This window comes from Streptococcus sp. KHUD_012, from assembly GCF_052588255.1.
Genome location: NZ_CP159355.1, coordinates 439,739 through 466,432, shown reverse-complemented (window position 1 = coordinate 466,432; position 26,694 = coordinate 439,739). Strand labels below are relative to the sequence as shown.

The following is a 26,694-nucleotide window of genomic DNA, read 5'->3' as shown; positions in this document are numbered from 1 at the left end:
ATGTTCGTCTATTCGAGAACTTCTGCTCCCTCAGACGATATTGGTTGAATAGTGAAATAGTGGAAGGTAAACTCTTGCAAACCTGCACTGAGCAAGCGTACTTCGTAGGCGTAAGCTTGATCTGGATAGGTGAACTGCAAGCGACCTTCTGCGGTTACTCGACGGCCAACAAGCTCTCCAAAGCGATCTCTAAAGATAATTTCTACCATAACGGTATGAGTGGGAGTCGCTTCCATCGTGATAACCAATTCATAATCTTGCTCTCTTTTGAGCAGAGGCAGACTAGGAATTTGGCGAGTTGCGCCAAAATTTGTCTGCGAATGCCAGGTTTTCAGTACTTGACCAGATGGCATGAGGGGATTCTGAAATTGAACGCTTCCTTGGGCAGTCGCCTGAATGGTCGACCCCCAAAGATAATCTGCCAGAACGGTATCGCCCCAGTAGATTCGTCTGCTTTCATTTTCTTTTATTTTTATCATTGGTTTCTTCCAAAGTCTCTTTCCATGATTTCTTTGTACTGGGTCACAAACCACTCAATGATCGGACCACTCGCATCATTGTGTCGACCAGCGCGGCTGGTACTGATAATACGAACCGGCAATTCATACAAGGCTTCTAAAATATCTGGATAGGCCTGCTGGTCGTAGTCATCATCCCGCATATAGGCAAGGGCTAGAATTGTATCCTTAAAGTCTGCTTTTTCAAACCGGTCCCAGAAGCGTTGATTGAGCTGAGCAATGCCTTCTTGTGATACTTGGCCGATGATCAACTGCATCATATCTAAGGATGTTCCAAACTCATCTGGACGTTTAAATTTCAGGTTAGCAGCGACATCCCCCAGGTTGACAATGGGTTTTCCGACTAAGATGGCATGAGGAGAATAAAGAGCACCATAGTAAAGGGCACCAAAGGTCCCCATGGACAAACCTGAAAAATTCATCTCTTTGGGCTCAAAGCCGAGCAAGTCCAAGTGCTGATCAATAAAGGCTGTGATTAGATTTTCTAATTCTTCTGAGCCCATATAAAAAGATCCACCTTCCAGTCTTGGGTCAGAAAAGAGAATAAAGGGACTACCCATAGCACGCATCATCCCAAACCCTTCAAATCCTTCGGCCGGACGATACCCAGAAAAGTAAATGTTTAAAGGTGGCTTCATATCGCCAGGATGGAAATAAGCAAAAATTTCTTGGCGTTTGTGGTCCCGTAGCGTCTGAGCTCCTACGGTCATCTCTCCTAAAGGACCATGTGACAAGCGCTTATGTAAGGCTCCGATCGTAAGCGTCCCCTCTCCTTTTGCCTCCAGCGAAAAAGCTAGATAATAAGGCTCTGCTCCATCCAATTCTAGTGGTTGTAGCATCTCTTCTTCTGAAAAGACCGCATCTTTGACCCAATCACCCAAAGCTCCAAAGCGGTAAAATTGAATCCGCAGTTGTAGCTGACAGCTAGGATCTTTTTCGTATTCCAACCAAAAATTGATGGGGCGGCTAGCGTCATACACATAATTGTAAACCCACTGGACAATCGGCGTAAACTCTTCCCCGTATGCTCCGTCAAGCTTGAGGAAATGTTGCCCCAAGACTGTTTGCTGACCAGCAAAATCAGGTCTCACCTGCAGATCACGAACTGTAAAGGCATCCCCGTATTGATTGTCGTATAAAAAGCGGTCTAAAACATAGAGAAATTGATGCTTGTTTGAGAAATCCCAGGGTCTCGCTTGCTTAAGCGTTAAGAGGTGGGCCAATTCTGCAGAAGGTGCCTCTAGCTTACGGCTTTCATCATAAAAAACGGTATAAGGCTGAAAATAAGTCAGGTCTTCTCCTAAAGCCAACAAATCTTCTGGATTCTCTAGGATCAAGGCTTTAAATTTAGAGATTTCCACTTCTTCCATATAGTCTTTGAGCGATGGAAGAGCAGTGGATTGAAAAAAGTGCCAGCCAAGTCCAGCAGGAAGTTCCATTTGATCCTGCCAGCTACTTGAGCCGATTTGGAGAATATGGGGTATCTGTAGTTTTTTATCCATGACGTTCTTTCATCCATCCTTCCCATTTCTCGATCAAGCGTTGACCAGTGTATTCTTGAATTTTTTCGATCGAGTAGACCAAGGCTTCGTTCCAAGGCTTCAACTCCAATAAAAAGTGAGTAATCGCCTTCTCTAATTCCTTGTCTCCTTTTGATAAGACATAGCCATTTTTCAAATGATCGACATATTCTGTCTGGACGCGGTTGACCTGAGGAATCCCAGCAGAGATCCCTGCAATCTGCGTATAGAGGCTGGGCTCCTCGCTTAAATCTACGATCAAGCGGGTTTTTTCCAACTCTTGAATAATGTCATTTTCATTTGAAAAATTCTTAACTACAAAACGGTAATCCGATGCATCTTGTACGGACTCTTCATCGATAATCTGGTTTTCCCCAAGCCCTTCTATTTGGGCTGGTGATTGAACCAGATGCAAGTCCTGCTCGCTAGTGATCAATTCCTCAAGTTGCCCTTCTAATTCCTTAACACGCTCCGGTGATCCATTGTAAAATGCAAAAACAACTTCAAATAAAGGATGTTGCGCCAAGACCTCCAGAACCTTCTTGAGCTGGCTCTTACTTGGAAGCTCAGCTTCGTTGACATAAAAGTAAATCTTTGATTCCTTACGCTCCTGACTAGAGCCCAAACGGAGGCGGGAGTCAAAAGAGGTAATCCGGTGTGTCTTTTGAGCCAAGCTAGGAGAAAAGACCCCAATCGCTTCTTTGGTTTTTTCACTATCTGTAATCAAGAGCTGGGCATCAATCATATCAAAATAGAGGGCAAAGTTTTCGGCAGACAAGGGCTGACGATCCCCATAGAAAGACAAGACTTTTTTGACGCTACTTGCTGTATCTTGTAAAAAGGCCAAATTTGCTGGATGAGCTGCCAAAACCAACTGGTCTCGTCCTGGAACCAAGGTTGCTAGCTGCTCCTTCATTTTTTCAGCGACAACTTCTCCCATATTGGCATAGCTTTCTTTTTTGAAGGCATGAAAGAAAGCTTCATTGACCATGACGGAGTGGTTCTCTTCTATCAACATCTCTCTCAAAACCCATTGCCCATCAAAACTCAGATACTCTTGGAAATAGGGTTTTCCCTCATTGTAGTAGATTCTACTAGAGATAAAGCCACGATCATCTAAGTACTCGATGTAGCTGATCTCGTCATTCTTATAACGGGTCAAAGAGAGAAGGTTTCCATCCACTCCCATATCAATTTTCGCTAGGTGGTGGCCCTTACGAAATGCCATCACCAAAAAGGGAGTATAGGAAAAAGTGGTCTCACTCGGCCATTCGATGTCCTGAAGCTGAACTGGGCGCATAGCCAAATCAGACGGAACCTGTTGGATCTTATCAAAAATCGAGAGCACATCTGTCTCTAACAAATCTTGGCGGTGCAAAAAATAGCGCAGTTGCGGACTATACTGAGGCAACAATAAGATCCGATCCATTTCTGCTTCTTGAAAAATACGAACTTGATTAATGGTATCGTCAAATTCAATAGACTCTCGCATCCAGTACCAAGGGGTAGCTGTTTGCTGCCAGATGCGGTCCGTTCCATACCAGGCTGGTACAAAATAATACATGGTTACTCCTAGAATATTCTTGTATAACGTTGATTCACACGAAGGGCACGAATTTCTTCTCGGATATTGTAAATCATCCCGACAAACATGAGGAAGGTTCCTGGAATCATGGTCAAGCGCAAGAGATCCTTATCCCATAACAAGAGAGAAAAAGGAAGCGCCGTGAAAAGGATCAGATACAGTGTACCAAAAACCGTCAAGCGTAGCACAATTTTATTGATATAGCGACGTGTATCTGCTCCAGGATAGACATGATCGATATACTCGGAAGCCTTCATCATCTTATCTGCAATTTCTTCTCCGTTCACATTGACAAAGGCGAAAGCAAAAGAGAGAAGGGCGATCATCAGAATGTAAAGAAGGATCCAAATCGGATCTCCCATCACCAAGTGTTTGGCTAAACGAGCAGCCCACTTAGCATTGGAATCCATAGACAAGATCAAGAGCATGGCATACTGAGGAATGGACACCAAGGTCATGGCGTACATGAAAGGCATCCCTCCTGCCGGGTTGAGCTTGATATCCAAAAAAGTATAACTTTTCAAGTTGTTGTGGATCCCTAATTTATTGACAGGAATCTGGTACTTGGAATATTCCACCAAAACTGCCACATAGACAAAAATCAAGATGAAAATCACGCCCAGAACATAAGCGATTTCTGGGATATTATTGACATTTGAAAGGGTCTGCATCACGTCTTCGGGCAGGTACATAACCATCCCAGCCATCATGATCACAACAGAACTTCCAAGCCCCAAAGCGGCATTTAGATCAGAGAGCCAAACTAAAAAGAAGGCCCCGGCTACCATAATCATGGTATTGACCGCAATGACAAGTCCAGGGTTCAACCCTGTCTTCAAGGGGAGATACATGGCCACTGCCAAAGACTGGACGATGGCGAGCGCCAAGGTCACGTACATCTTTCGCCGCTCCACTATCTCCGTGCTGGTTTTTTCAAGGTTAAAGCGTTTTGAAACGGTAAACATCCGCCACAAAATCATGGAAGACATCCATGGCGATAGACCGATCGAAAAGATAGACATTCCGCGGAGGTTTCCCCCCATCACAGCGCTTGAGAGTTGCAAACCCGTTGTCGTTCCCTCATTGAGTCTCAGGGCCTTTGATAAGTCAACAAAAGGCAGGGAAATTTTACTTCCCAAAACATAAATAAAGACGAAAAATATCGTCCAACAAAATCTCTTTCCTACTTCAGATCGTTTTAACATTTCTTTTAAACTTTCTCTTACTCATTTTGACTCTTTCACCTGGGAAACAGCCTTTAAATATGTGCCTTTAGAGCATTTTATCTCAACTTATTTTACCATAATTTGCGACTTTTCCAAACTCATTTGTCACTAATATTTGATAATATTTCAATTTCCCCATTTGGTACCGTATTCAACAAAAAATCCTTCAGATGTTTATCTGAAGAATCTTGTTTACTTGGATATTATTCACCTAAAGCCATGATGGTATCGACAAATAATTTCTTTGTAAAATAGCCATTGCGGATCAAATAAGAAGTATAGTGAGCCTTTCGGACCATTTGGGCATACTCTTCTTCTGTACAGTCTTGGACCAAACGATTGGCTTCTTCAAGACTGGAGGCTACAAAGCCCAGCCCTTTTTCTCGAATATAGTCTGCATTTGACAAATAGTCTGGCACTACTACCGGAAGACCAGCAGATAGATAAGTCGATAGTTTGTAGGAAATATTTTCTTTGTAGTAATCCCGCTCATCCTCAGGATTCTTAGAATTTCCCCAGACAAGCCCAAAACCACCCTTGGAAAGCTCGAGAAGCAACTCTTGCTTAGTCCGCCAGCCTTCTATATGGACCTTAGAATAATCGACTCCTTCAACTGCTTCGGTATAGACATGAAGGGGTGTCTCATATTTCCAATCGATGATATGTGGGAAACGCGACGGATTCCCTGAGAAGATCAGTTTTTTCTCAAATTGCGGAGTGTAAAGATCCAAACTGTGGGTCAAATCCCACAACTTTTGGACCACATATTTTTTCACTGTGAGCCCTTCTGATACTAGACGATGGTACATTTGCTCTGACGGAACAACGACCAAATCACTCTGATTGTACATGTCGATATAGTTAGGCATTAGGTAATAATTGCTCTCAAACATGAGTGGTGGGACATCATGGATAAACATGACCAGCTTGGTTTGAAGGAGTTTTAACTTATCAACCAAACGGCGGTCCCACTCAATTCCATTCCAAGAAGGAGATTGAACGAAGACGATATCCCCAAAAGCAACGCCTGCTAAAATCCCATCCATTCGCGAGTTCAATTCGCTAGCTGGTTCATTGCTATGATCATAAAAGTAGATCCCTAATTCATTAACCCCAAGTTCACGAACGACATTCATAATATCGTTTTGTGCCATCAGGGCAACACTTTTCGAAGATTGCCCAAATAGATTTGTAAAATGGATTTTCATCTCTTTCCTCTGACTCTTCTTTTTTAATCCCATATTTTCTGAAGATATGAAGGCAAACAGAGCTTTTCACAAAGTAACCTTTTTCATATCCCTCAACGAAAACTTCCTCATTCATTATAACATATTTCCCAACTTCTTAGACATTCTAGATCAATAAAAGACCGGTTCATTCCGGTCTTTTAAGGTTTTATTTGCCGTCTTTTTTCCGAATTCCTAAAAGGGCTAATCCAGACAGAAGAATGGAAGCTCCTGTAGCAAGAATATTAGATGAAGGATGGGCACCTGTCTCTGGAAGAGCAGGTCCGGAAGAGTGTGTCGCACTTAGCGAGCTTGCATCTGATGGAGATTCTGAGTAAGAGGTGTCTAACGAAGACACGACAGACTCCGAAGAACTTGTCACAGCAGAGAAACTTGACGCATAAGACACACTGATCCATTCAGAAATTTCCTGCGATAAGGATTGACTCTCTGTTGATGATGCGCTTATAGAATCTGAAACACTCGTCAAAGGAAATTCAGATACTGGCATGGACGTTGAAGCCGATTCGCTTGCTGAAAGGAGCGAAGTTGATTGGCTATAGGAGTCTGATTTTGAAACAGATGTTGATGCTAGAGATTCTGAATGGGATGTCCATTGTGAAGCAGATAGACTCTCAGAAACGGATCGAGAGAACGATCCAGACTCTGAAATCTGCGATGCAGCTACGACATGAGAAGTTGAAGCCGATTCGCTTGTCGAAGCAGAAGCTTGAACTAATGAATCTGATTGACTTGCTGAGACTGATTCTTGTACCAGCGAGTCTGATTGGCTAGCTGAAACCGACGCTTGTACTAAGGAGTCGGATTGACTGGCCGAAACGGATGCTTGGGCCAAGGAGTCAGATTGACTTGAAGAAACTGATTCTTGAACCAAGGATTCAGATTGACTTGCTGAAACGGATGCTTGAATCAGCGAGTATGATTGGCTAGCTGAGACCGGGGCCTGAACCAGCGATTCTGATTGGCTGGTCAATACAGATGCTTGAACCAACGAATCCGATTGGCTAGCCGAAACGGACTCTTGGACCAGCGATTCAGAGTGACTAGCAGATACCGATGACTGAACCAACGAATCCGATCGACTGGCAGAAACCAAAGCTTGGATCAAAGACTCAGATTGACTTGCTGAAACGGATGCTTGAATCAGCGAGTCTGACTGGCTGGCAGATACAGATTCCTGAACCAATGACTCTGATTGGCTAGCCGAAACGGACGCTTGAACCAAAGACTCTGATTTACTAGCTAAAACGGATTCCTGAACCAAGGATTCTGATTGGCTTGCCGATACCGATACTTGAGCCAACGAGTCTGATTGGCTGGCAGAAACTGATTCTTGTACCTGCGACTCGGATTGACTGGCTGAAATCGACCCTTGAACTAGCGAATCGGATTGACTCGCTGAAACGGAGTCCTGAATCAACGATTCGGACTGACTAGTAGAAACGGACGCTTGAACCAAAGACTCGGATTGACTAGTTGAGATCGACTCTTGGATTAGCGATTCTGATTCACTTGATGAAACGGATGCTTGGGCCAAGGAGTCGGATTGAATTGCCGAAACGGATTCTTGTACTAACGAGTCTGATTGACTAGCTGAAATCGACTCTTGAACTAGCGATTCTGATTCACTTGCTGAAACGGATGCTTGGACCAACGAATCCGATTGGCTAGCATATACTGAGGCTTGAACCTGCGACTCGGATTGGCTAGCCGAAACGGACTCTTGAATCAACGAATCGGATTGACTAGCTGAAATCGACTCTCGCACCAACGATTCTGATTGACTCAATGATGTTGATTGCAAATCAGTCGATACTTGCGATTCCGACTGACTCATTGAATCAGAACGAGAAAAGGACATAGATTCTGTAATTTGAGACTTAGATTCGATATCAGAAGTAGATTGCGATTGACTTTCGGAAACTGATGCTTGAATCAAGGACTCAGATTGACTGGCGGAAACTGACTCTTGAACTAGCGAATCGGATTGACTCGCGGAAACTGATGCTTGAATCAGCGAGTCTGACTGACTGACAGATACTGATTCCTGAACCAATGACTCGGACTGACTTGCGGAAACGGATGCTTGAACAAAGGAATCAGATTGACTAGCTGATACGGATTCTTTGAGCAACGAATCGGATTGGCTAGACGATACAGATGCCTTAACCAGCGAGTCTGATTGACTCGCAGAAACTGATTCTTGAATCAAGGAATCTGATTGACTAGCTGAAACTGATTCTTTAACCAGCGAATCGGACTGGCTGGCCGATACAGATGTCTGAACCAACGACTCTGACTGACTGGCTGAAAGCGACTCTTGGACCAGCGATTCCGATTGGCTGGATGAAACCGACGCTTGAACTAAGGATTCTGATTGGCTTGTGGAGATCGATTCTTGGACTAGCGATTCTGATTCACTTCCAGAAACGGACGCTTGAACCAACGACTCTGACTGACTCGCGGAAACTGATTTTTGTACCAACGAATCGGATTGGCTCGCAGAAACTGACTCTTGAACCAACGAGTCTAACTGACTTGCAGAAACTGATTCTTTAACCAGTAACTCTGACTGACTGGCAGAAACTGATGCTTGAATCAACGACTCAGACTGGCTGGCAGAAACTGATGCTTGAATCAACGACTCAGACTGGCTGGCTGAAACGGATTCTGACAGCTTTTTGCTCATCGAAATAGATTGTGACAAGGAAATCAGTTGAGAAACCACTTCCTCCGATCCAACCGCCGATGTTGACTGCGATTGAGACACAGAAATTGATCTAGATGCTAAATTAGATAAGGATACCGACTGACTCAACGAAACAGATTTAGAGGCTTTTTCAGACTCACTCTTAGATGCTGATGCTGCTTTTGATTGTGAGTCGGATTGACTAGCTGATACAGATTCTTTAATCAATGACTCTGATTGACTCGCTGAAATCGACTCTTGAACAAGCGACTCAGATTGGCTTGAAGAAACTGATTCTTGAACCAAGGAATCAGACTGGCTGGCCGATACGGATTCCTGAAGCAACGACTCTGACTGACTTGCAGAAACTGAGGCTTGAACCAACGAGTCGGATTGACTTGCCGATACAGATGCCTGAACCAACGACTCAGACTGGCTGGCTGAAACCGAGGCTTGAACCAAGGAGTTTGATTGACTGGCAGATACTGACTCCTTAATCAATGACTCTGACTGACTTGCAGAAACCGACGCTTGAACTAACGACTCTGACCGGCTAGCTGAAACGGACGTTTGATCCAACGAGTCTGATTGACTCGCTGATACGGATTCCTGAAGCAACGACTCAGACTGGCTGGCTGAAACCGAGGTTTGAACCAAGGAGTTTGATTGACTGGCAGATACTGACTCCTTAATCAATGATTCTGACTGACTTGCAGAAACCGACGCTTGAACTAACGACTCTGACCGGCTAGCTGAAACGGACGTTTGATCCAACGAGTCTGATTGACTCGCTGATACGGATTCCTGAAGCAACGACTCTGACTGACTGGCTGAAACGGAGGCTTGTACCAATGAATCTGACTGGCTGGCAGATACGGAGGCTTGTACCAGTGACTCTGACTGGCTGGCAGAAACGGAAGCTTGAATCAACGAGTCTGATTGACTGGAAGAAACTGAGGCTTGAATCAACGACTCTGACTGACTCGCAGAAACGGATTCTTGTACTAACGACTCGGACTGGCTAGCAGAGACTGAGGCCTGAACTAACGAATCCGATTGACTTGCTGAAACAGAGGCCTGAACCAACGAATCAGACTGGCTGGCAGATACGGATTCTTTAATCAAGGAATCTGATTGACTGGCTGAAACCGACTCTTGGACTAGAGACTCCGACTGACTAGTGGAGATCGATTCCTGAACCAACGAGTTGGATTCGCTTGTCGATACAGATTGTGACAAGGAAATCGAGGTTGAAACCTGTGAATCTGATTGACTGGCGAAGCTAGATGCTTGTGACAAGGAAACGGACTCACTGACCGAAACAGATTGAGAAGATGAAATGGATTCTGAAACTAGTGACTCTGAAGTTGAAATCGAGAAGTTTTGAGATTGTGAAGCAGATTCTGACGGTGTCATCTTCCGATAGTAATAATTCACACTCGTTAAGGGGTATGAATCTACTATTTTTTTGATCGTTTGTTTGAAGTTGGAAAAACCATCTGCTCCTTGAGGTGTTGCATCTTCTCCAACGACCATGGTCGTATTTTTATCGAGGTATGCTGATTTTGGAAGTTCCGTGAATGGTTTTGGAACAGTATATTCTATTCCTGTTTTCTCATCAGTGTAAGTAACTGTCTCCTTACTAGAGAACCAACCTGTAATATCCAACTCAAAATGTTGGTAATCTATTCGTTTTGGTGTAACATTCAGGAAATAATCCTTGTTTTTACTTTCAACTTTACGAGTTCCACCTAAATCTGAAAGGTTATCCGTACTATCTTGTTTAAATTCTTTTTCATAAACAAGTGTATATACATCGGTTACCTGAGTATTGCCTACATCACCACTACTAACATCATGGATTTTAGAAGGATCTAAAACATAGTAGCGAAGAGAATAATCACCATTTTGATTAAGGGTGACAACTTCACTTTTAATGAAATGCTCACGCGCATCCCCTAATAGTTCAATTCTTGATTTCCCATTCTTACTATTATCGAACACCTCACTTTTACGATTCGGGAACACGGTGTGCGCTGGGACCTGTACATAACCAGGAAATTCGCGTGGATTGGAAGCTGTATAATGCTGGCCTTCCAATCCGTAGATTCTATACTCTAGTAAGGATCTTTCTTTCCCCGTTGGTTCATATTGCCCATTGAACCATCTACCATTCGGGTCCACTTCTCTATAGAAGGTCGATTGTTGTCCCATCATAGATGGAATTTTGATACTAGGATAGGTCCTAATCAATTGCCCCTGGTTCTCAGGCGTCATGACATCATAAATACTCCGGACGAAGAAAGCTTGTTCCGGAATAACATTCGTCAGCATTCCAAAGGTTCCATTACCTGTAGTAGGTTTCGAATTAAAAACCTTGTTCCCAAGGGGAGCTTGACCAATCAGTACTTCTTTTGGTAATTGAATATCTTGGCCATGTCCTTCTGGAGATACAGTTTGTGAAAAAATTTCAGCCCCATCTGATTTCCGAACAATGCGGAAATAAACATCCATTGCCTTATGCTTTTCCGGGTCTATCTCACTGATATCAATCGACATGGTCGCATAGTAACCAAGTGACTCTCCTTGTTTATTCACAAAGTCCCAAATACCAAATGTATAACGATTGGTGTAGGGTTCACCTAAAAAATTTTTCAACTCTTCAGGCGAAAATCTTAAGAGATCTTTATCTAGATGAGGATCCTTAGCATATCCTGGTGTGTCAAGTGTAGGATCTTCTACACTCGCACCATTGGGATCTTCTGGGTTCGGGGTCATATCCAATACATCATCAGCCAAGTATGTTTCCTCAGCTAGAGGAGCCAACTGAGCAGAGATCACAGGTTTCCCATCTATATTCGTATTTCCCACAAAACCTGCAGCTGTCAAGGTCGTCATCATCTCATCGACAGCTTTCTCCAAACGATCGCGCTGGTCAGCATAAGCTTGAGCACTGGCATTGGTATGGATCAAGTTATTACTTGCAGCCACTTCGGCCTGCACTTTGTTAATGACCGCTTCGACCACTGCTCGGCGATCGGTGTCCGTCATTTTAGATGCGTAATTCCCTGCAATTTCTTGAAGCAATTCAGCTTCAGAGGTATTTTGTTCTAAAACAGTGGCTTCTTCTAAACTAATCGGTTTATCAACAACTACCTCTGACTCTAGAGCTTGAGCAGACTCACTAAGTGCCGTTGATAATGCAGTTGATCCAACTTCGCTCAAGGACAAAGAAGTAGATTCACTGATCGAAGTAGATACACTCACAGATGTAGAAAGGCTAGTTGATCCTGAAACAGAGATGGATTCTGAGGGCTGGCTTGAAGTTTTTGCTAAAACCACACTATCCACTTCTGCCAAGGTTTCCTCTTTTGTCTCAGAAACCGTTGGTGCAAGTGATGTTGCATCCTCCGCCCTAGCTGTCGTAGCAAGCACAGCACCACCAAAAACAGTCCCTACCGTAATCAAACCCTTTAAGAAGGCTTGGCTATGCTTTTGACTTTCTATTTGATCTTGCTGTACGTTGGCAATGATGGTCTCCTCCACTTGCCCACGCACCACGCGAAAGAGGCCTAGAGCAGCTGTTGATGCTCGAAGCCAATTTTTTCCTGATTTAATTAATTTGAAGCGTACGACACGATCTGTTTCACGAAAGTTTCCTTTTGAACGCTTAAATTGCATGATATTCCCCTTACATTGTAGTCATTATTCATTATACAGCAATACTACGTAGATTCAAGTAATTTGCTACAAAAAACTTATATATTATCGTTTAATTTTCAAATTTTTTTGTAACACATTAAAAATACTTCATTCTACTAGAAAAAAAGTGAATCTCCTATGAGATTCACTCGAAAAAAATGATATTTCCTACTAGATCAGTTCCCCTTCTTTTTACGTCGGGTAAGTCCAGCAATTCCAGCTAACCCTGTAACAACCCCAAGAAGGGCTGATGTTACAGATCCTGTTTCGCCAGTATTTGGAAGGGCCACAGATTGGCTGTGTTTTTGTGATCCACTTGCTGATTCTGATGCAGACAATGACTCTGAATGAGAAATTGATTGGCTCATTGAGTTAGAGTATGAACCGCTACCAGATGTTGATCCTGATTGTGATTGACTCACTGAAACTGAAGTACTTACTGATGTTGAAGTTGATTCAGGTGCAGAGGTACTCAATGATGCTGACTCAGATACAGATACTGATGTCGAAACCGAGGTAGAGACTGACTGACTTTCTGATACTGAACTGCTCAACGAAGCTGACAATGATTCGGAGGTCGAGATTGATTCAGACGTAGACGCTGACAAGGACGCTGAAACTGATTCAGATACAGAAATCGATTCGGACATTGAGACTGATTCAGAGGTTGAGACTGATTCTGAGGTAGAGGCCGACTCAGAGGCTGATGCTGACTCAGATACAGAAACTGATTCAGACGTTAATACTGATTCTGATGTAGACACCGATTCAGACGTTGACACAGATTCTGATGTTGAAACTGACTCAGATGCTGAAACTGACTCAGACGCTGACAATGACTCGGACGCTGACAATGACTCGGACACAGATGCCGATTCGGATGTTGACACAGATTCAGACGTTGATACTGATTCTGATGTTGACACTGATTCAGACGCAGAAACTGACTCAGAGGCTGATGCTGATTCTGACGCTGATTCTGACGTAGAAACCGATTCTGATACAGAAACGGACTCTGAGGTCGATACTGATTCAGAGGTAGAAACCGACTCGGATGCTGAAACTGATTCAGACGCAGAAACTGACTCCGATGTCGAGATTGATTCAGACGCCGAAACTGACTCCGATGTTGATACCGACGCAGAGGCTGAAACTGATTCTGATGTCGACACTGATTCAGATGCTGAGACTGATTGGCTTACTGAAGTTGAAGCTGATTCGGACACTGATACTGATTCAGAGGTAGAAACCGATTCGGATGTAGACACTGACTCAGAGGCTGAAACTGATTCTGATGTCGAGATTGATTCAGACGTTGATACTGACTCGGATACCGACTCAAACGCCGAGACTGATTCAGAGGTTGATGCTGACTCAGATGCAGACAATGATTCTGACGCTGAGACTGACTCCGATGTTGATGCCGATTCAGAAGTAGACACTGATTCGGATGCAGATGCCGATTCAGAAGTAGACACTGATTCGGATGCAGATGCCGATTCAGACGCTGACTCGGATGCAGAAACTGATTCTGAGGTGGACACTGATTCAGATACAGAAACCGATTCGGACGTTGACACTGACTCAGATGTCGATACTGATTCGGACGCAGATTCTGACTCAGACGCTGACTCGGATGCAGAAACTGATTCTGAGGTGGACGCTGATTCAGATACAGAAACCGATTCGGACGTTGACACTGACTCAGATGTCGATACTGATTCGGACGTTGACACTGACTCAGATGTCGATACTGATTCGGACGCTGATTCTGAATCAGACGCTGATACTGATTCGGATGTAGACACCGATTCAGACGTAGAAACCGATTTACTTACTGAGGTTGAAGCTGATTCAGATGCTGACACTGATTGGCTTACTGAGGTTGAAGCTGATTCGGACACTGATACTGATTCTGACGTTGACACTGATTCAGATGTTGACGCTGACTCGGACGCCGAAACCGATTCTGATATTGACGCTGATTCTGATGTTGACGCTGATTCTGACGTAGAAACCGATTCGGATACAGATGCCGATTCTGAGGTTGACACTGATTCTGACGTTGAAACTGATTCAGAGGCTGAAATTGATTCGGATGTTGATACTGATTCTGATGCAGAAACTGATTCTGATGTTGACACCGATTCAGACGTAGACACTGATTCGGATGTTGACGCTGACTCGGACGCAGAGGCTGATTCAGAGACTGAGAATGATTCTGATGTTGACACCGATTCAGAAGTTGAAACTGACTCGGACGCGGACAATGACTCGGATGTCGATACTGATTCAGAGGTTGAGACCGACTCAGATGTTGATGCTGACAATGATTCAGAGGTCGAGATTGATTCAGACGTAGATACTGACTCAGAGATAGAAACTGATTCAGACGCTGATACTGACTCAGACGTTGAGACTGATTCAGATACAGAAACTGACTCGGATGTCGAGACTGATTCTGATGTTGAAACTGACTCAGAAGTCGATACTGATTCTGATGTTGAAACTGACTCAGATGCCGAGACTGATTCAGACGTTAAAACTGATTCAGATACAGAAACTGACTCGGATGTCGAGACTGATTCGGACACTGAGGCTGATTCAGAAGCAGATGCTGATTCGGATGTTGATTCAGACTCTGATGTCGAAACTGATTCTGATGTTGACAATGATTCGGAAGTCGAAACAGATTCAGAAGTAGACACTGATTCTGATACAGAAACCGATTCAGACGCTGAAACTGATTCGGACATTGATACTGAATCAGACGTTGATACAGATTCTGATGTAGATGCTGACTCGGATGCCGATACTGATTCCGATACAGAAACAGACTTGGAAGTCGACACCGATTCAGAAGTCGAAACGGACTCGGATGCAGAGGCTGAAACTGACTCAGACGTTGAGACTGATTCGGATGCAGAGGCTGATTCTGAAGTAGACACTGATTCAGAAGCAGAGGCTGACTCAGAGGTAGAGACTGACTCGGATGTTGACACTGACTCTGATATAGATACCGACTCTGACGTCGAGACTGATTCAGACGTAGATACTGATTCGGACGTTGAGACTGACTCTGACGCGGACAATGACTCGGATGTCGACACTGATTCAGACGTTGACACTGATTCAGACGCTGACACTGACTCGGACGTTGAAACTGATTCAGACGCTGATACCGACTCAGACGTTGAAACTGATTCAGAAGCAGAGGCTGACTCAGACGTTGACACTGATTCGGATGTTGATTCAGACTCTGATGTCGAAACTGATTCTGATGTTGACAATGATTCGGAAGTCGAAACAGATTCAGAAGTAGACACTGATTCTGATACAGAAACCGATTCTGACGTCGATACCGATTCAGAGGCTGAAACTGACTCAGATGTCGATACTGATTCTGACGCTGAGGCTGATTCTGATGCCGATTCTGACGTAGATACTGACTCAGACGCTGAGACTGACTCTGATGTTGAGGCCGATTCTGATGTAGATGCTGACTCGGACGCTGAGACCGATTCAGAAGCTGATGCTGACTCCGATGCTGATACAGATTCCGACGTTGATACAGATTCCGACGCTGAAACTGACTCGGATGTTGATACTAATTCAGATGTTGAAACTGACTCTGACGTCGAGACTGATTCAGAAATAGACACTGACTCAGATTTCGAGATTGATTCTGACGCTGAAACTGACTCTGATGCAGAGGCTGATTCCGAAGTAGACACTGATTCAGATACAGAAACCGATTCTGATGTCGACACTGATTCAGACGTTGAAACTGACTCTGACGCCGAGACTGATTCGGACGTTGAAACCGACTCGGATGTCGATACAGACTCAGATGTTGATTCAGACTCTGAAGTCGATACTGATTCTGAGGTTGAAACTGACTCAGAGGTTGAAACCGATTCTGATGTAGATACTGATTCTGACGCTGATACTGACTCGGATGTCGAGAGTGATTCAGAAGCAGATGCTGATTCGGACGTTGAAACTGATTCAGACGTTGAAACTGACTCAGAGGTCGATACTAATTCTGAAGTTGACGCTGACTCGGATGTTGAAACTGACTCGGACGTAGACACCGATTCAGAGGTTGATACTGATTCAGACGTTGACGCTGACTCAGATGCAGAAACTGATTCTGATGTAGATGCCGATTCAGAAGTCGAGACTGATTCGGACGTTGATACTGAATCAGATGCTGACACTGATTCAGACGCTGACTCAGATGTTGAGACTGACTCGGACGCAGATGCTGACTCAGATGTTGAGACTGATTCTGATGTTGATACTGATTCGGATGTAGATGCAGATTCGGACATCGATACCGATTCAGACGTTGATACTGACTCGGACGCAGATGCTGACTCAGACGTTGATACAGATTCCGATGTAGACGCTGACTCGGATGTTGAGACTGACTCAGAAGTTGACGCTGACTCGGATGTAGATGCCGATTCTGATGTCGAAACTGATTCTGATGTTGAGACTGATTCTGAAGCAGATGCTGAGACTGACTCAGACGTTGAGACTGATTCTGATGTTGAAACTGACTCAGAAGCAGACGCTGATTCGGACGCCGAAACGGATTCCGAGGTTGAGACTGACTCAGACGTTGAAACTGACTCGGATGTTGAAACGGATTCAGACGTAGATACTGATTCAGACGTAGATACTGATTCAGATACAGAAACCGACTCGGATGTCGACACCGATTCAGACGTAGACACTGATTCGGATGTTGATACTGATTCGGATGTAGATGCAGATTCGAACATCGATACCGATTCAGACGTTGATACTGACTCGGACGCAGATGCTGACTCAGACGTTGATACAGATTCCGATGTAGACGCTGACTCGGATGTTGAGACTGACTCAGAAGTTGACGCTGACTCGGATGTTGAGACTGACTCAGAAGTTGACGCTGACTCTGATGCTGAAACTGATTCTGAGGTTGACACCGATTCAGATGCTGAGACTGATTCTGAGGTTGAGACCGATTCGGACATTGATACAGACTCGGATGTCGACACTGATTCAGACGTTGAAACTGACTCGGACGCGGACAATGACTCGGATGTCAATACTGATTCAGATGTTGATGCTGATTCAGAAGTAGACACTGATTCAGATACAGAAACCGATTCGGATGTTGATGCCGATTCTGATGTCGATGCCGATTCAGAAATAGACACTGACTCGGACGTTGATACCGACTCTGAGGCTGATACTGATTCTGATGTCGATTCCGATTCAGACGTAGACACTGATTCTGATACAGAAACCGACTCGGATGTTGAAACTGACTCGGACGTTGAGACTGATTCGGATATTGACACTGATTCAGAAGTCGAAACGGACTCTGATACTGATTCAGATACAGAAACAGACTCGGAAGTCGACACCGATTCAGAGGTAGAAACCGACACCGAAGTTGAGGCTGATTGACTCTCTAATACGGAAGTGCTCAACGATGCTGATTTTCTAGCGGACTCACTCAAAGATACTGATGCAGACTCAGACTGCGATTGACTCACTGATTTTGAAGCCGACTCGCGAGTCGATTGACTTAGTGACTCTGATACCGACTGTGAAAGCGATGCTGATACTGACTGACTCACTGAAACAGAGGCGCTCGTTAAAGCGGATGTCGAACTTGAGACAGACTGGCTAACCACTTTGGATACACTTGCTGATACCGAAGCAGACTGCAAGGCACTGACACTTGCGGATGCTGATTCCGAAACTTTCACAGATTCAGATTTTCTTGTCGATACAGATTGACTCGTTGAAGCGGATTGAGATTGAGAAACCTCCTTGCTCAACGATTGACTGCGAGATAGACTTGCTTGAGCAGAGATACTTGCCGACGCTGATTGGCTTAGTGAAGCCGACAAACTTTGCGAGCGAACCGAGCTCAGTGACTGACTCAATGAAACGCTCTGCTGAGCCGATACGCTCTGCGATTGCTTCGCACTTAAAGACTGACTGATCGATTGCGAAGTCTTCGTAGATGCACTCTGACTGTTTGAGACAGACTGACTATGATCGCTATCTGACAGTTTCACCGCTACGACATTGGTCGTACTATCCTTATAAGTAATGGTGACTGTACCATCACTATTAACCGTATAGGACTTAATCCGGTTGGCCACCTCTGGGTTGACTGCCGATACAGCAGCAATCACCTTGCTCTTATCTGCATCTGTCAATGCAGTTAGACTCGTCACCTGAATAGTGCTTGTCGGCGCCACACCTGGCGTACGATCAGCGAGACGCCCCTGGGTAATCCGAATCTCACCCAAACCGTTTGGACGGTTCATATTGGAGGCATTGTCAATAGCCGCGACGTTGCGTTGCCATGTATTTCGGTAGGTATGGTAAAGATCATCCTTCAAATGAATGGTCGTTGTGATGGTTGCAGGGTTCGCACTGGTAGCCGTAATATCACCCGTGATAGGAGCAATATCACCTGTTCCATACTGGCTGCCACCAAAGAAATTCCCGTTCAAAGCATTGTCGTTCAGATCCGCTCGTGCAACAACTTTCATTTCTTTCAACTTGCCACTGTCATCAGTAGCTGTAAAGGTCACAACCGCATCATCACCAGCGTAAATAATATAATTCTTCCCACCACCTTCAAGAGGGGTTGATTTCGGTTCCACACCATCGACAGTCAACTTGGCCGTCACTTCAGGACGCGTTCCGTCAGTTACAGCCACGGAATTACTGGCATCTGAATACACCGCATAATCACCATACATGATGCGAGCTTTGGCTGTTACACCACCCGTTTGTAACTTAACAGTCGGCGTCACAATCGCTTGACCCGAAGCATCTGCCACAGCTGTTCCCACTTCGTCGTCATTATTGTATAGAACGACTGTAGAACCTGGCTCAGCTCCCGTCACCGTTACAGGCGTCTGTGTGTAAGCCTTATCCAATAATCTCGTTTCAACAGTTGGTGCTGCAAGTCGCTTCACTGGAGCCGTCACATCATTTGTAGTGTTATCTTTATAGGTAATGGTCACCACACCTGCTTCTGATACCGAGTATTCCTTGAAGTCTTTTGAAGTGGCAATATTGGGGTTAGCAGTCTTAAACGCTTCCCAAATCTTCTCTTTTTCAGCCTGGCCCAAGTTAGTAGTATCATTAACAAAAGTCGCTGTCGTCACAGCCGTAATCGGATTACGAATACCATCATTTTGCGGCAAGACCTGGATTCGTAGCGTGCGTGTCACTGACTGATTAGCCGTATTGGTCACTACAAAAGAAACATTATAAATTTTCCCAGGCGTTACGACCTCTGTCTGGCCAACAGTCCCCACGATATTAAAGACAGCTGCACTATTTTTCAAGGCCGATGTTTGCGGAACATAAATGCCATTCACACGATCGCTACCAGAAGCGTAGCCAATGCTCTTAATATTATTTCGTGTAGGATTGGTTTCAACAACCTTATAAACCTGATTGATGTAATCAGAGTTATACACAGAAATCAAGGCATTATTGGCTAGCCCTAAATTATATTGGGGCGCACGAAGGCTGGTATCCGTATTAATACGATTTCCGTTACGCGGATCACGCTGGCCAGATGTCGCACGAAGCACCGCATTGACCAAGCGATTCCGAGCACTCTTGGCTTGACTTTCTACGGCATCGATTTGAATTGCCGGATTGGACAAGCCAGTACGAATAGCTTCTAAAGCCAGATCTCCACTTTCAATAGCAGATTCTGTCCCAGGGATTTCCAAAGCCTGCGCACGATAGGTGTATAAATCCAAAGCCAAAACTTGCAGGCGCTTCACCTGGTCTTCTGAACGATTGTTTTGAGCCTCTGCTACTTTCTCACTCGTTTCAGAAGTAGCTACATGAATAGTATCATTCTCTGAGAGAGTGCTACTAGCGATTTCTGAAGTAGACGGACTCGCTGAAGCACTGACACCATGAGATTCACTCAAAGACACAGATTGAGACAGAGAGACACTTTCACTAGCTGACTCTGAAAATGAGATGGATTCACTTATGGAGTGACTGGCTGACACAGAGTCTGTGGTAGACGTCGTACCCAAGACAAGACTATCCGAACCCGCTACACCGGTCGATGGGCTGATTTCAGACCCAACAGTCACATTCATTTCATTTTCCTCAGCAAATACTGGATTGGCAACCGTTGTCGCCCCAGCCAGAGCCCCTAGCACAACCATCCCTTTGACCAGATCCGTAGGCATAGAGTGTGATGATGCTTCATATTGAACCACGATGTTTTCATCTACACCACCCCGCATGACACGAAATAGGCCTAACCGCGAGACAGATGCCCGCACCCAATTCTTTCCTGATTTGATTAATTTATAACGTGTGATTCGCTCCGTTTCGCGAAAATCACCCTTCGAACGTTTAAAAAACATGTCCGCTCCTTAAAAATAAGATATCGAGTTATTATACACTAATTTTCCCCAAAAGTAACTAATTAAGACTAGTTTTTAACATAAAAACAGCACACAAAAAGAGAACCCGGAGGTTCTCTTTTTGGATCCTTTTTCATTTCCCACATACCTGAAATGACCGAATCAAATTAGGGTAGAAGATTATTTTTCATCTTCTTTTTTGCGGCTTCCAAGTGCTGCAACCCCTGCAACACCTGCAACTGCTCCAAGAAGAGCTGAAGCTACAGATCCTGTTTCACCAGTATTTGGAAGTTGTTCAAGAGCTGGAGCTGGTTTAGATGATTGCTCAGGAACTGGGTTCACTGGTGTATTAGGTGTTGGATCTACCGGTGTGTTTGGTGTTGGATCCATTGGTTTATTAGGTGTTGGATCTACCGGAGTATTTGGTGTTGGAGTTGGTGGCACCGGAGTATTTGGTGTTGGAGTTGGTGGCACTGGAGTATTTGGTGTTGGAACGTTTGGAGTCTTCACAAGTTTGTAAACATAAGTAACGTTCTTATCACCTTCGATAACTTTACCAGTTGTTGGGTCAGTTGTTGTCAAGTGACCTTCACCGTCAACGTTACCTACTGGGTAGTTACCTTGTGGTACCAATTCATAGACTTTACCATCTGCAGTTGTGATTGTCTTAGGACGGTTATCCACAACTGTATCGTAGTCTTTACCTACTGGTTGGTCTTTTTCATCCACTACTGAAGTCTTGATCGTGTTACCATTTTCATCTACATAGTGAACGTATACATTACCCTTAGGTTGTACAGGTTCTTCGACAAGTTTGTAGATGTAAGTAACGTCTTTACGTCCTTCAACCACTTTACCAGTTGTTGGGTCTGTTGATTCAAGGTGACCTTGAGTATCTACTTTACCAACTGTGTAGTTTCCGACTGGTACGATTTCGTAAGTTTTACCTTCGAATCTAATGTATTGTGGACGGTTGTCTTCAACAGTGTTGTAGTCTTTACCTACTGGTTGGTCTAACTCATCTGTTACTGATTCTTTAATGGTGTTACCTTCAGTATCTTTGTAGTGTACGTATACGCTACCCTTAGGTTGAGTTGGTTCTTCCTTCACTTCTTTGTAAACGTAAGTGATGATTGAACGTGGTTTATCAACTTTACCTTTAATTGGATCAGATGATTCTAAGTGTCCATCGCCATCAACTTTACCTACTGGGTAATCACCTTTCGGTACGATCTTGTAAGTCTTACCGTCTGGAGTCTTGATAGTATTAGGTTTTTCACCTTCCTCAGTTGTGTTATATGGTGTGTCATATGGTGAGTTTGGTGTGTCTTGACGAGGTTTCTTGATTTCTTTACCTTTTTCGTCTACGTAAGTGATGATAACATCACCTTCTTTAGGTTTCGTTGGATCTTCTTTCAATTTGTAGACGTAAGTGACATTCTTATCACCTTCAACAACTTTACCAGTTGTAGCATCATCACCTGTCCAGTGACCTTGGTCGTCGACTTGACCTACTGGGTAGTTACCGGCTGGTACCAATTCGTATGTCTTACCTTGGAATTCGATTTCTTTTGGACGGTTGTCTACTACTGTATCGTAGTCTTTATCAACTGGTTGATCTTTTTCGTCAGTAACATCGTCTTTAATCTTGTTACCATTAACGTCAACATAGTGTACGTAGACATTACCCTTAGGTTGTGCTGGTTGTTCTTTGAGTTTGTAGATGTAAGTGACGTCTTTACGTCCTTCGATAACCTTACCTGTTGTAGCGTCTGATGACTCAAGGTGACCTTGTTCGTCAACTTTACCTACATTGTAGTTACCGGCTGGTACCAATTCATATGTCTTACCATTGTATTGGATTTCTTTTGGACGGTTGTCAATTACTGTATCGTAATCTTTATCAACTGGTTGATCTTTTTCATCAGTGACATCATCTTTAATTGTGTTACCGTCAGTGTCTTTATAGTGAACGTAAACGTCACCTTTCACTTCTTTATAAACGTAAGTGATTGTTGATTTAGGTTTATCAACTTTACCTTTAATTGGATCAGATGATTCAAGGTGTCCGTCACCGTCAACTTTACCTACTGGGTAGTCACCTTTTGGTACGATCTTATAAGTCTTACCGTCTGGAGTCTTGATAGTATTAGGTTTTTCACCTTCCTCAGTTGTGTTATATGGTGTGTCATATGGTGAGTTTGGTGTGTCTTGACGAGGTTTTTGGATTTCTTTACCATCATTCTCACGGATGTAAGTGATGATTACTTCACCAACTTTAGGTGTTTCACTTTCAGACATCGATGAAGAATTTGAAGCTGAAACAGACACAGATGTAGAAAGTGAGTTTGATACTGATTCAGATGCTGATACTGATTGACTTACCGATACAGAAGTTGAAGCAGATGCTGATACTGATTGGCTCGCTGATACTGAAGCTGATTCTGATGTAGAAGCTGATACTGAGGCTGACTCAGACGCTGAAGCTGATGCAGATTCTGATGTAGAAGCTGACACTGAGGCTGACTCAGACGCTGAAGCTGATGCAGATTCTGATGTAGAAGCTGATACTGAGGCTGACTCAGACGCTGAAGCTGATGCAGATTCTGATGTAGAAGCTGACACTGAGGCTGACTCAGACGCTGAAGCTGATGCAGATTCTGATGTAGAAGCTGATACTGAAGCTGACTCAGACGCTGAAGCTGATGCAGATTCTGATGTAGAAGCTGATACTGAGGCTGACTCAGACGCTGACTCAGACGCTGACGCTGATGCAGATTCTGATGTAGAAGCTGATACTGAAGCTGACTCAGACGCTGACGCTGATGCAGATTCTGATGTAGAAGCTGATACTGAAGCTGACTCAGACGCTGAAGCTGATGCAGATTCTGATGTAGAAGCTGATACTGAGGCTGACTCAGACGCTGAAGCACTTGTTGATTCAGATGTTGATGCGCTTGTTGATTCAGATACTGATTTACTTGTTGATTCTAATTCGGATGTTGAGGTGCTTGCTGATTCAGACGTTGATGCGCTTGCTGATTCAGATACTGATTTACTTGTAGACTCAACTGTTGATTTGCTTTCTGAAGTAGATGCTGATACTGATTCAGACAATGATTTGCTTGCTGATTCAACTTTTGATTGACTCAATGATGCTGAAGCTGATTCTGATGCAGATTTAGAAGCTGATGTTGTATCAGACGCTGATTGTGACTTAGATACTGATTGTGACTTAGATACTGATTGTGACTTAGATACTGCTTCTGATTGTGATACAGATCGTGAGTTAGATACTACTTCTGATTCTGATTGTGATTGTGATTTAGATACAGCCTGTGATTGTGAAACAGATTGTGAGTTAGACACAACTTCTGATTCTGATGCAGAGTTTGAGAATGATTGTGATTGAGAAGCAGACTCTGAATCATTCATCTTCACGAAGTAATAGTTCACATCAGTTGAAGGTTTAATCGCAGTTGGAATTGAGTAGTTATTAGAGAATGATGAGTAACCCTTCAAATCAGAGTATACTTTACCATTTGGTGCTGTTGGATCATTCGCAACAGATCCTTCTGCTTGGATTTCTGGAACTTTACCAGCGATTACGTTGTAACTGTTGTTACCAGCACCAGCAGGTGTCAATGAAGTACTTGGGGCACCTTTAAATGGACGTGGATAAGTGTGTAGAGTTCCATCCATTTGTTTATAAGTATCTGTCTCAGTAGTAGACGACCAACCAGTGATAATGAGGGATTTGCTTCCAGCAGCTTCGTTGACTTCAATATAGTAGTCACCATTTTTGCTGTTTACTTTTGTAACTTTTGTCTCATCAGCTTTCCACTCTTCACCGGCCTTGTTCACTTTACTTGTGTAGATGAGTGTGTACTTAGATACATCTTCAGTACCAATATCAGATGTAGCAAAATTGTTAACTTGAGATGGATCAAGAGCATAGAATTTTGTTACAGTTGAACCATCTGTATCCACGATTTCAGAGATACGTTTCACGTAGTAGTGGTTTGCTCCACCTTGAAGTTCGACAAGTTTTTGTCCAACAACACCTTTACCAAGGATACCTGAAGTTTTTTGAGTTGTATCTGTTGTCGCAGCTACCGGTTTGTAACCAGCAACGTCACGGTTTCCTGAAGCTGTGAATTGTTGACCTGCAAGACCTGTTTGCGTATAGCTTGCAAGAACTGTTTCATTCCCAGTTGGTGTGTATGTTTGACCTTCTGTGTACTTGCTACTGTCAACAACTTTATAGTAAGTTGTTTGATCAGCTTTCGCATAAGGAACAGAAGTTTGAACGTTTTGTTTATCTTCACCTTGGTTACCTGGGTAGTTGGTATCACGGATTTGAAGTGTTTCATACTCAAGGTTAGCATTTACCAATGAGAAGGTTACGTTACCTGGATTAGTTCCGTTAGCAGCTGCATATGTCAAAGTGTTGGTTACATCAGAGTTGTTGTTTGTGATGTAGCTTGGAAGAGAGATATTGCTTTCTCCAGCATGAATGGTACGTGTATATGCTTCTGAACCATCAGATTTCTTAACGATACGCAAGTAAACATCTGGGTTAGCTGAAAGGCTACCAGTGATGGCTGAACGGTCTACTGAAAGAGTAGCGTAGTAATCAAAGTTTGTTTTCGCACCAGTTGCGTGGTTTGTTTTAAGGAATTGCCATACACCGAAAGTAAAGCGATCTGTGTTTGGATCCAAAGCATAACCAGCTTCATTGAAGGCTGCATCTTCAATCGTTGCACCATTCGCATTTGAAATAACTGGGGTTGTAGCTACACTACCAGTAGTGCTTGTTGAGATTGGTGCCAACTGTGCTGAAATTGCTGGAGCACCGTTTACAGTTGTGTTTCCAGTAAATCCTGCTGCAGTCAAGGTTGCCATCATGTCATCTACTGACTTGCTCAAACGTTCGCGTTGGTCTGCGTATGATTGAGCTGAAGCATTAGCGTTGATCAAGCTGTTGCTTGCTGTCAATTCTGTTTGAACTTTAGCAATGGCAGCTTCAAGTGCTGCTTTCTTTTCTGGTGTTGAAACAGTTGCTGAGTAGTCGCTTGCGATCTTGTTCAACAATTCTGCTTCTGAAGTGTTTTGTTCCAAAACAGCTTTATCTTCAGCTTTCGCTACAGTTGTAGTTGCTTCTGTAGTTGCTTCAGATCCAGCTGCTACAGTTGATTCGCTTGAAGCTGCTGAAAGTTCTGCTGAGCCTTGTTCGCTCAATGAAGCTGAGTGAGATACAGATACGCTTGTAGAGGTTGAAGCACTTGCAGATGCAGAAGCGCTAGCTGATTCTGTAGTTGACTCAGTTGTTGATTCTGTAGTTGATTCAGATTGAGATTCAGTTGTTGAAGTTGTACCAAGTACTGTACTTCCTTGCTCTACAAGAGCTTCACTTGAAAGCTCAGATGCAGTCGCAACATCTGATCCAGTTTCATCAGCTTTAGCAGTGTTCGCTACTGTAGCTGCACCAAAAACAGCCCCAGCTGCTACGATCCCTTTGAGCAAGCCACGGCTTGTCATTTCTTTCACTGATACTGCGTCTTCACGCACTTCAGCTACAACAGTCTCTTCGACTTGACCACGAATGACTTTCAAAAGACCAAAGTTAGAAGTCGCAGCACGCAACCAGTTTTTACCTGATTTGATCAATTTGAAACGAGTCACACGATCCGTTTCACGGAATTCACCGTTCGAACGTTTAAAAAACATTTCTGTCTCCTTATTACATTTTTTATTTCCCTTACATTATAGACTAATCTG

7 protein-coding genes and 2 pseudogenes are annotated in these 26,694 nt (G+C 43.8%); all 9 read right to left on the bottom strand.

The genetic code is table 11. The features are described from left to right. Positions 1-8 precede the first annotated feature (8 nt). The 9 genes and pseudogenes from asp3 to ABVF55_RS02215 all read right to left on the bottom strand — a co-directional run bounded on the left by asp3 (position 9) and on the right by ABVF55_RS02215 (position 26,643). The gene (gene asp3, locus ABVF55_RS02255; RefSeq protein WP_037585271.1) at positions 9-479 is read right to left on the bottom strand and encodes an accessory Sec system protein Asp3; all 471 of its coding nucleotides are present in this window, start codon (positions 477-479) and stop codon (positions 9-11) included. Next, a complete protein-coding gene (gene asp2, locus ABVF55_RS02250; RefSeq protein ID WP_445285452.1) occupies positions 476-2,020 on the bottom strand; it encodes an accessory Sec system protein Asp2 in 1,545 nt (514 codons plus the stop codon). Before asp2 ends, asp3 begins: the two co-directional genes overlap by 4 nt. Continuing rightward, positions 2,013-3,602 (bottom strand): accessory Sec system protein Asp1, encoded by a 1,590-nt coding sequence (gene asp1, locus ABVF55_RS02245; protein ID WP_445285451.1) that lies wholly within the window; start codon positions 3,600-3,602, stop codon positions 2,013-2,015. The genes asp2 and asp1 overlap by 8 nt, the downstream gene beginning before the upstream one ends. Before the next feature lie 8 nt (positions 3,603-3,610). Continuing rightward, positions 3,611-4,828, bottom strand: a complete 1,218-nt coding sequence (secY2, locus tag ABVF55_RS02240) for an accessory Sec system protein translocase subunit SecY2 (RefSeq protein ID WP_045759956.1) — start codon at positions 4,826-4,828, stop codon at positions 3,611-3,613. A gap of 224 nt (positions 4,829-5,052) precedes the next feature. Continuing rightward, entirely contained in the window at positions 5,053-6,057 is a 1,005-nt protein-coding gene (locus ABVF55_RS02235; protein ID WP_247923752.1) for a sugar transferase, read from the bottom strand. A gap of 187 nt (positions 6,058-6,244) precedes the next feature. Beyond that, entirely contained in the window at positions 6,245-12,466 is a 6,222-nt protein-coding gene (locus ABVF55_RS02230) for an accessory Sec-dependent serine-rich glycoprotein adhesin (RefSeq protein ID WP_445285450.1), read from the bottom strand. A gap of 197 nt (positions 12,467-12,663) precedes the next feature. Next, a pseudogene (locus ABVF55_RS02225) lies at positions 12,664-20,790 on the bottom strand (LPXTG cell wall anchor domain-containing protein); the annotation flags it as partial. 30 nt (positions 20,791-20,820) lie between these two features. Continuing rightward, positions 20,821-20,913, bottom strand: a pseudogene (locus ABVF55_RS02220) (KxYKxGKxW signal peptide domain-containing protein); the annotation flags it as partial. A gap of 180 nt (positions 20,914-21,093) precedes the next feature. Beyond that, the gene (locus tag ABVF55_RS02215; RefSeq protein WP_445285449.1) at positions 21,094-26,643 is read right to left on the bottom strand and encodes an accessory Sec-dependent serine-rich glycoprotein adhesin; all 5,550 of its coding nucleotides are present in this window, start codon (positions 26,641-26,643) and stop codon (positions 21,094-21,096) included. Between the last annotated feature and the right edge of the window lie 51 nt (positions 26,644-26,694).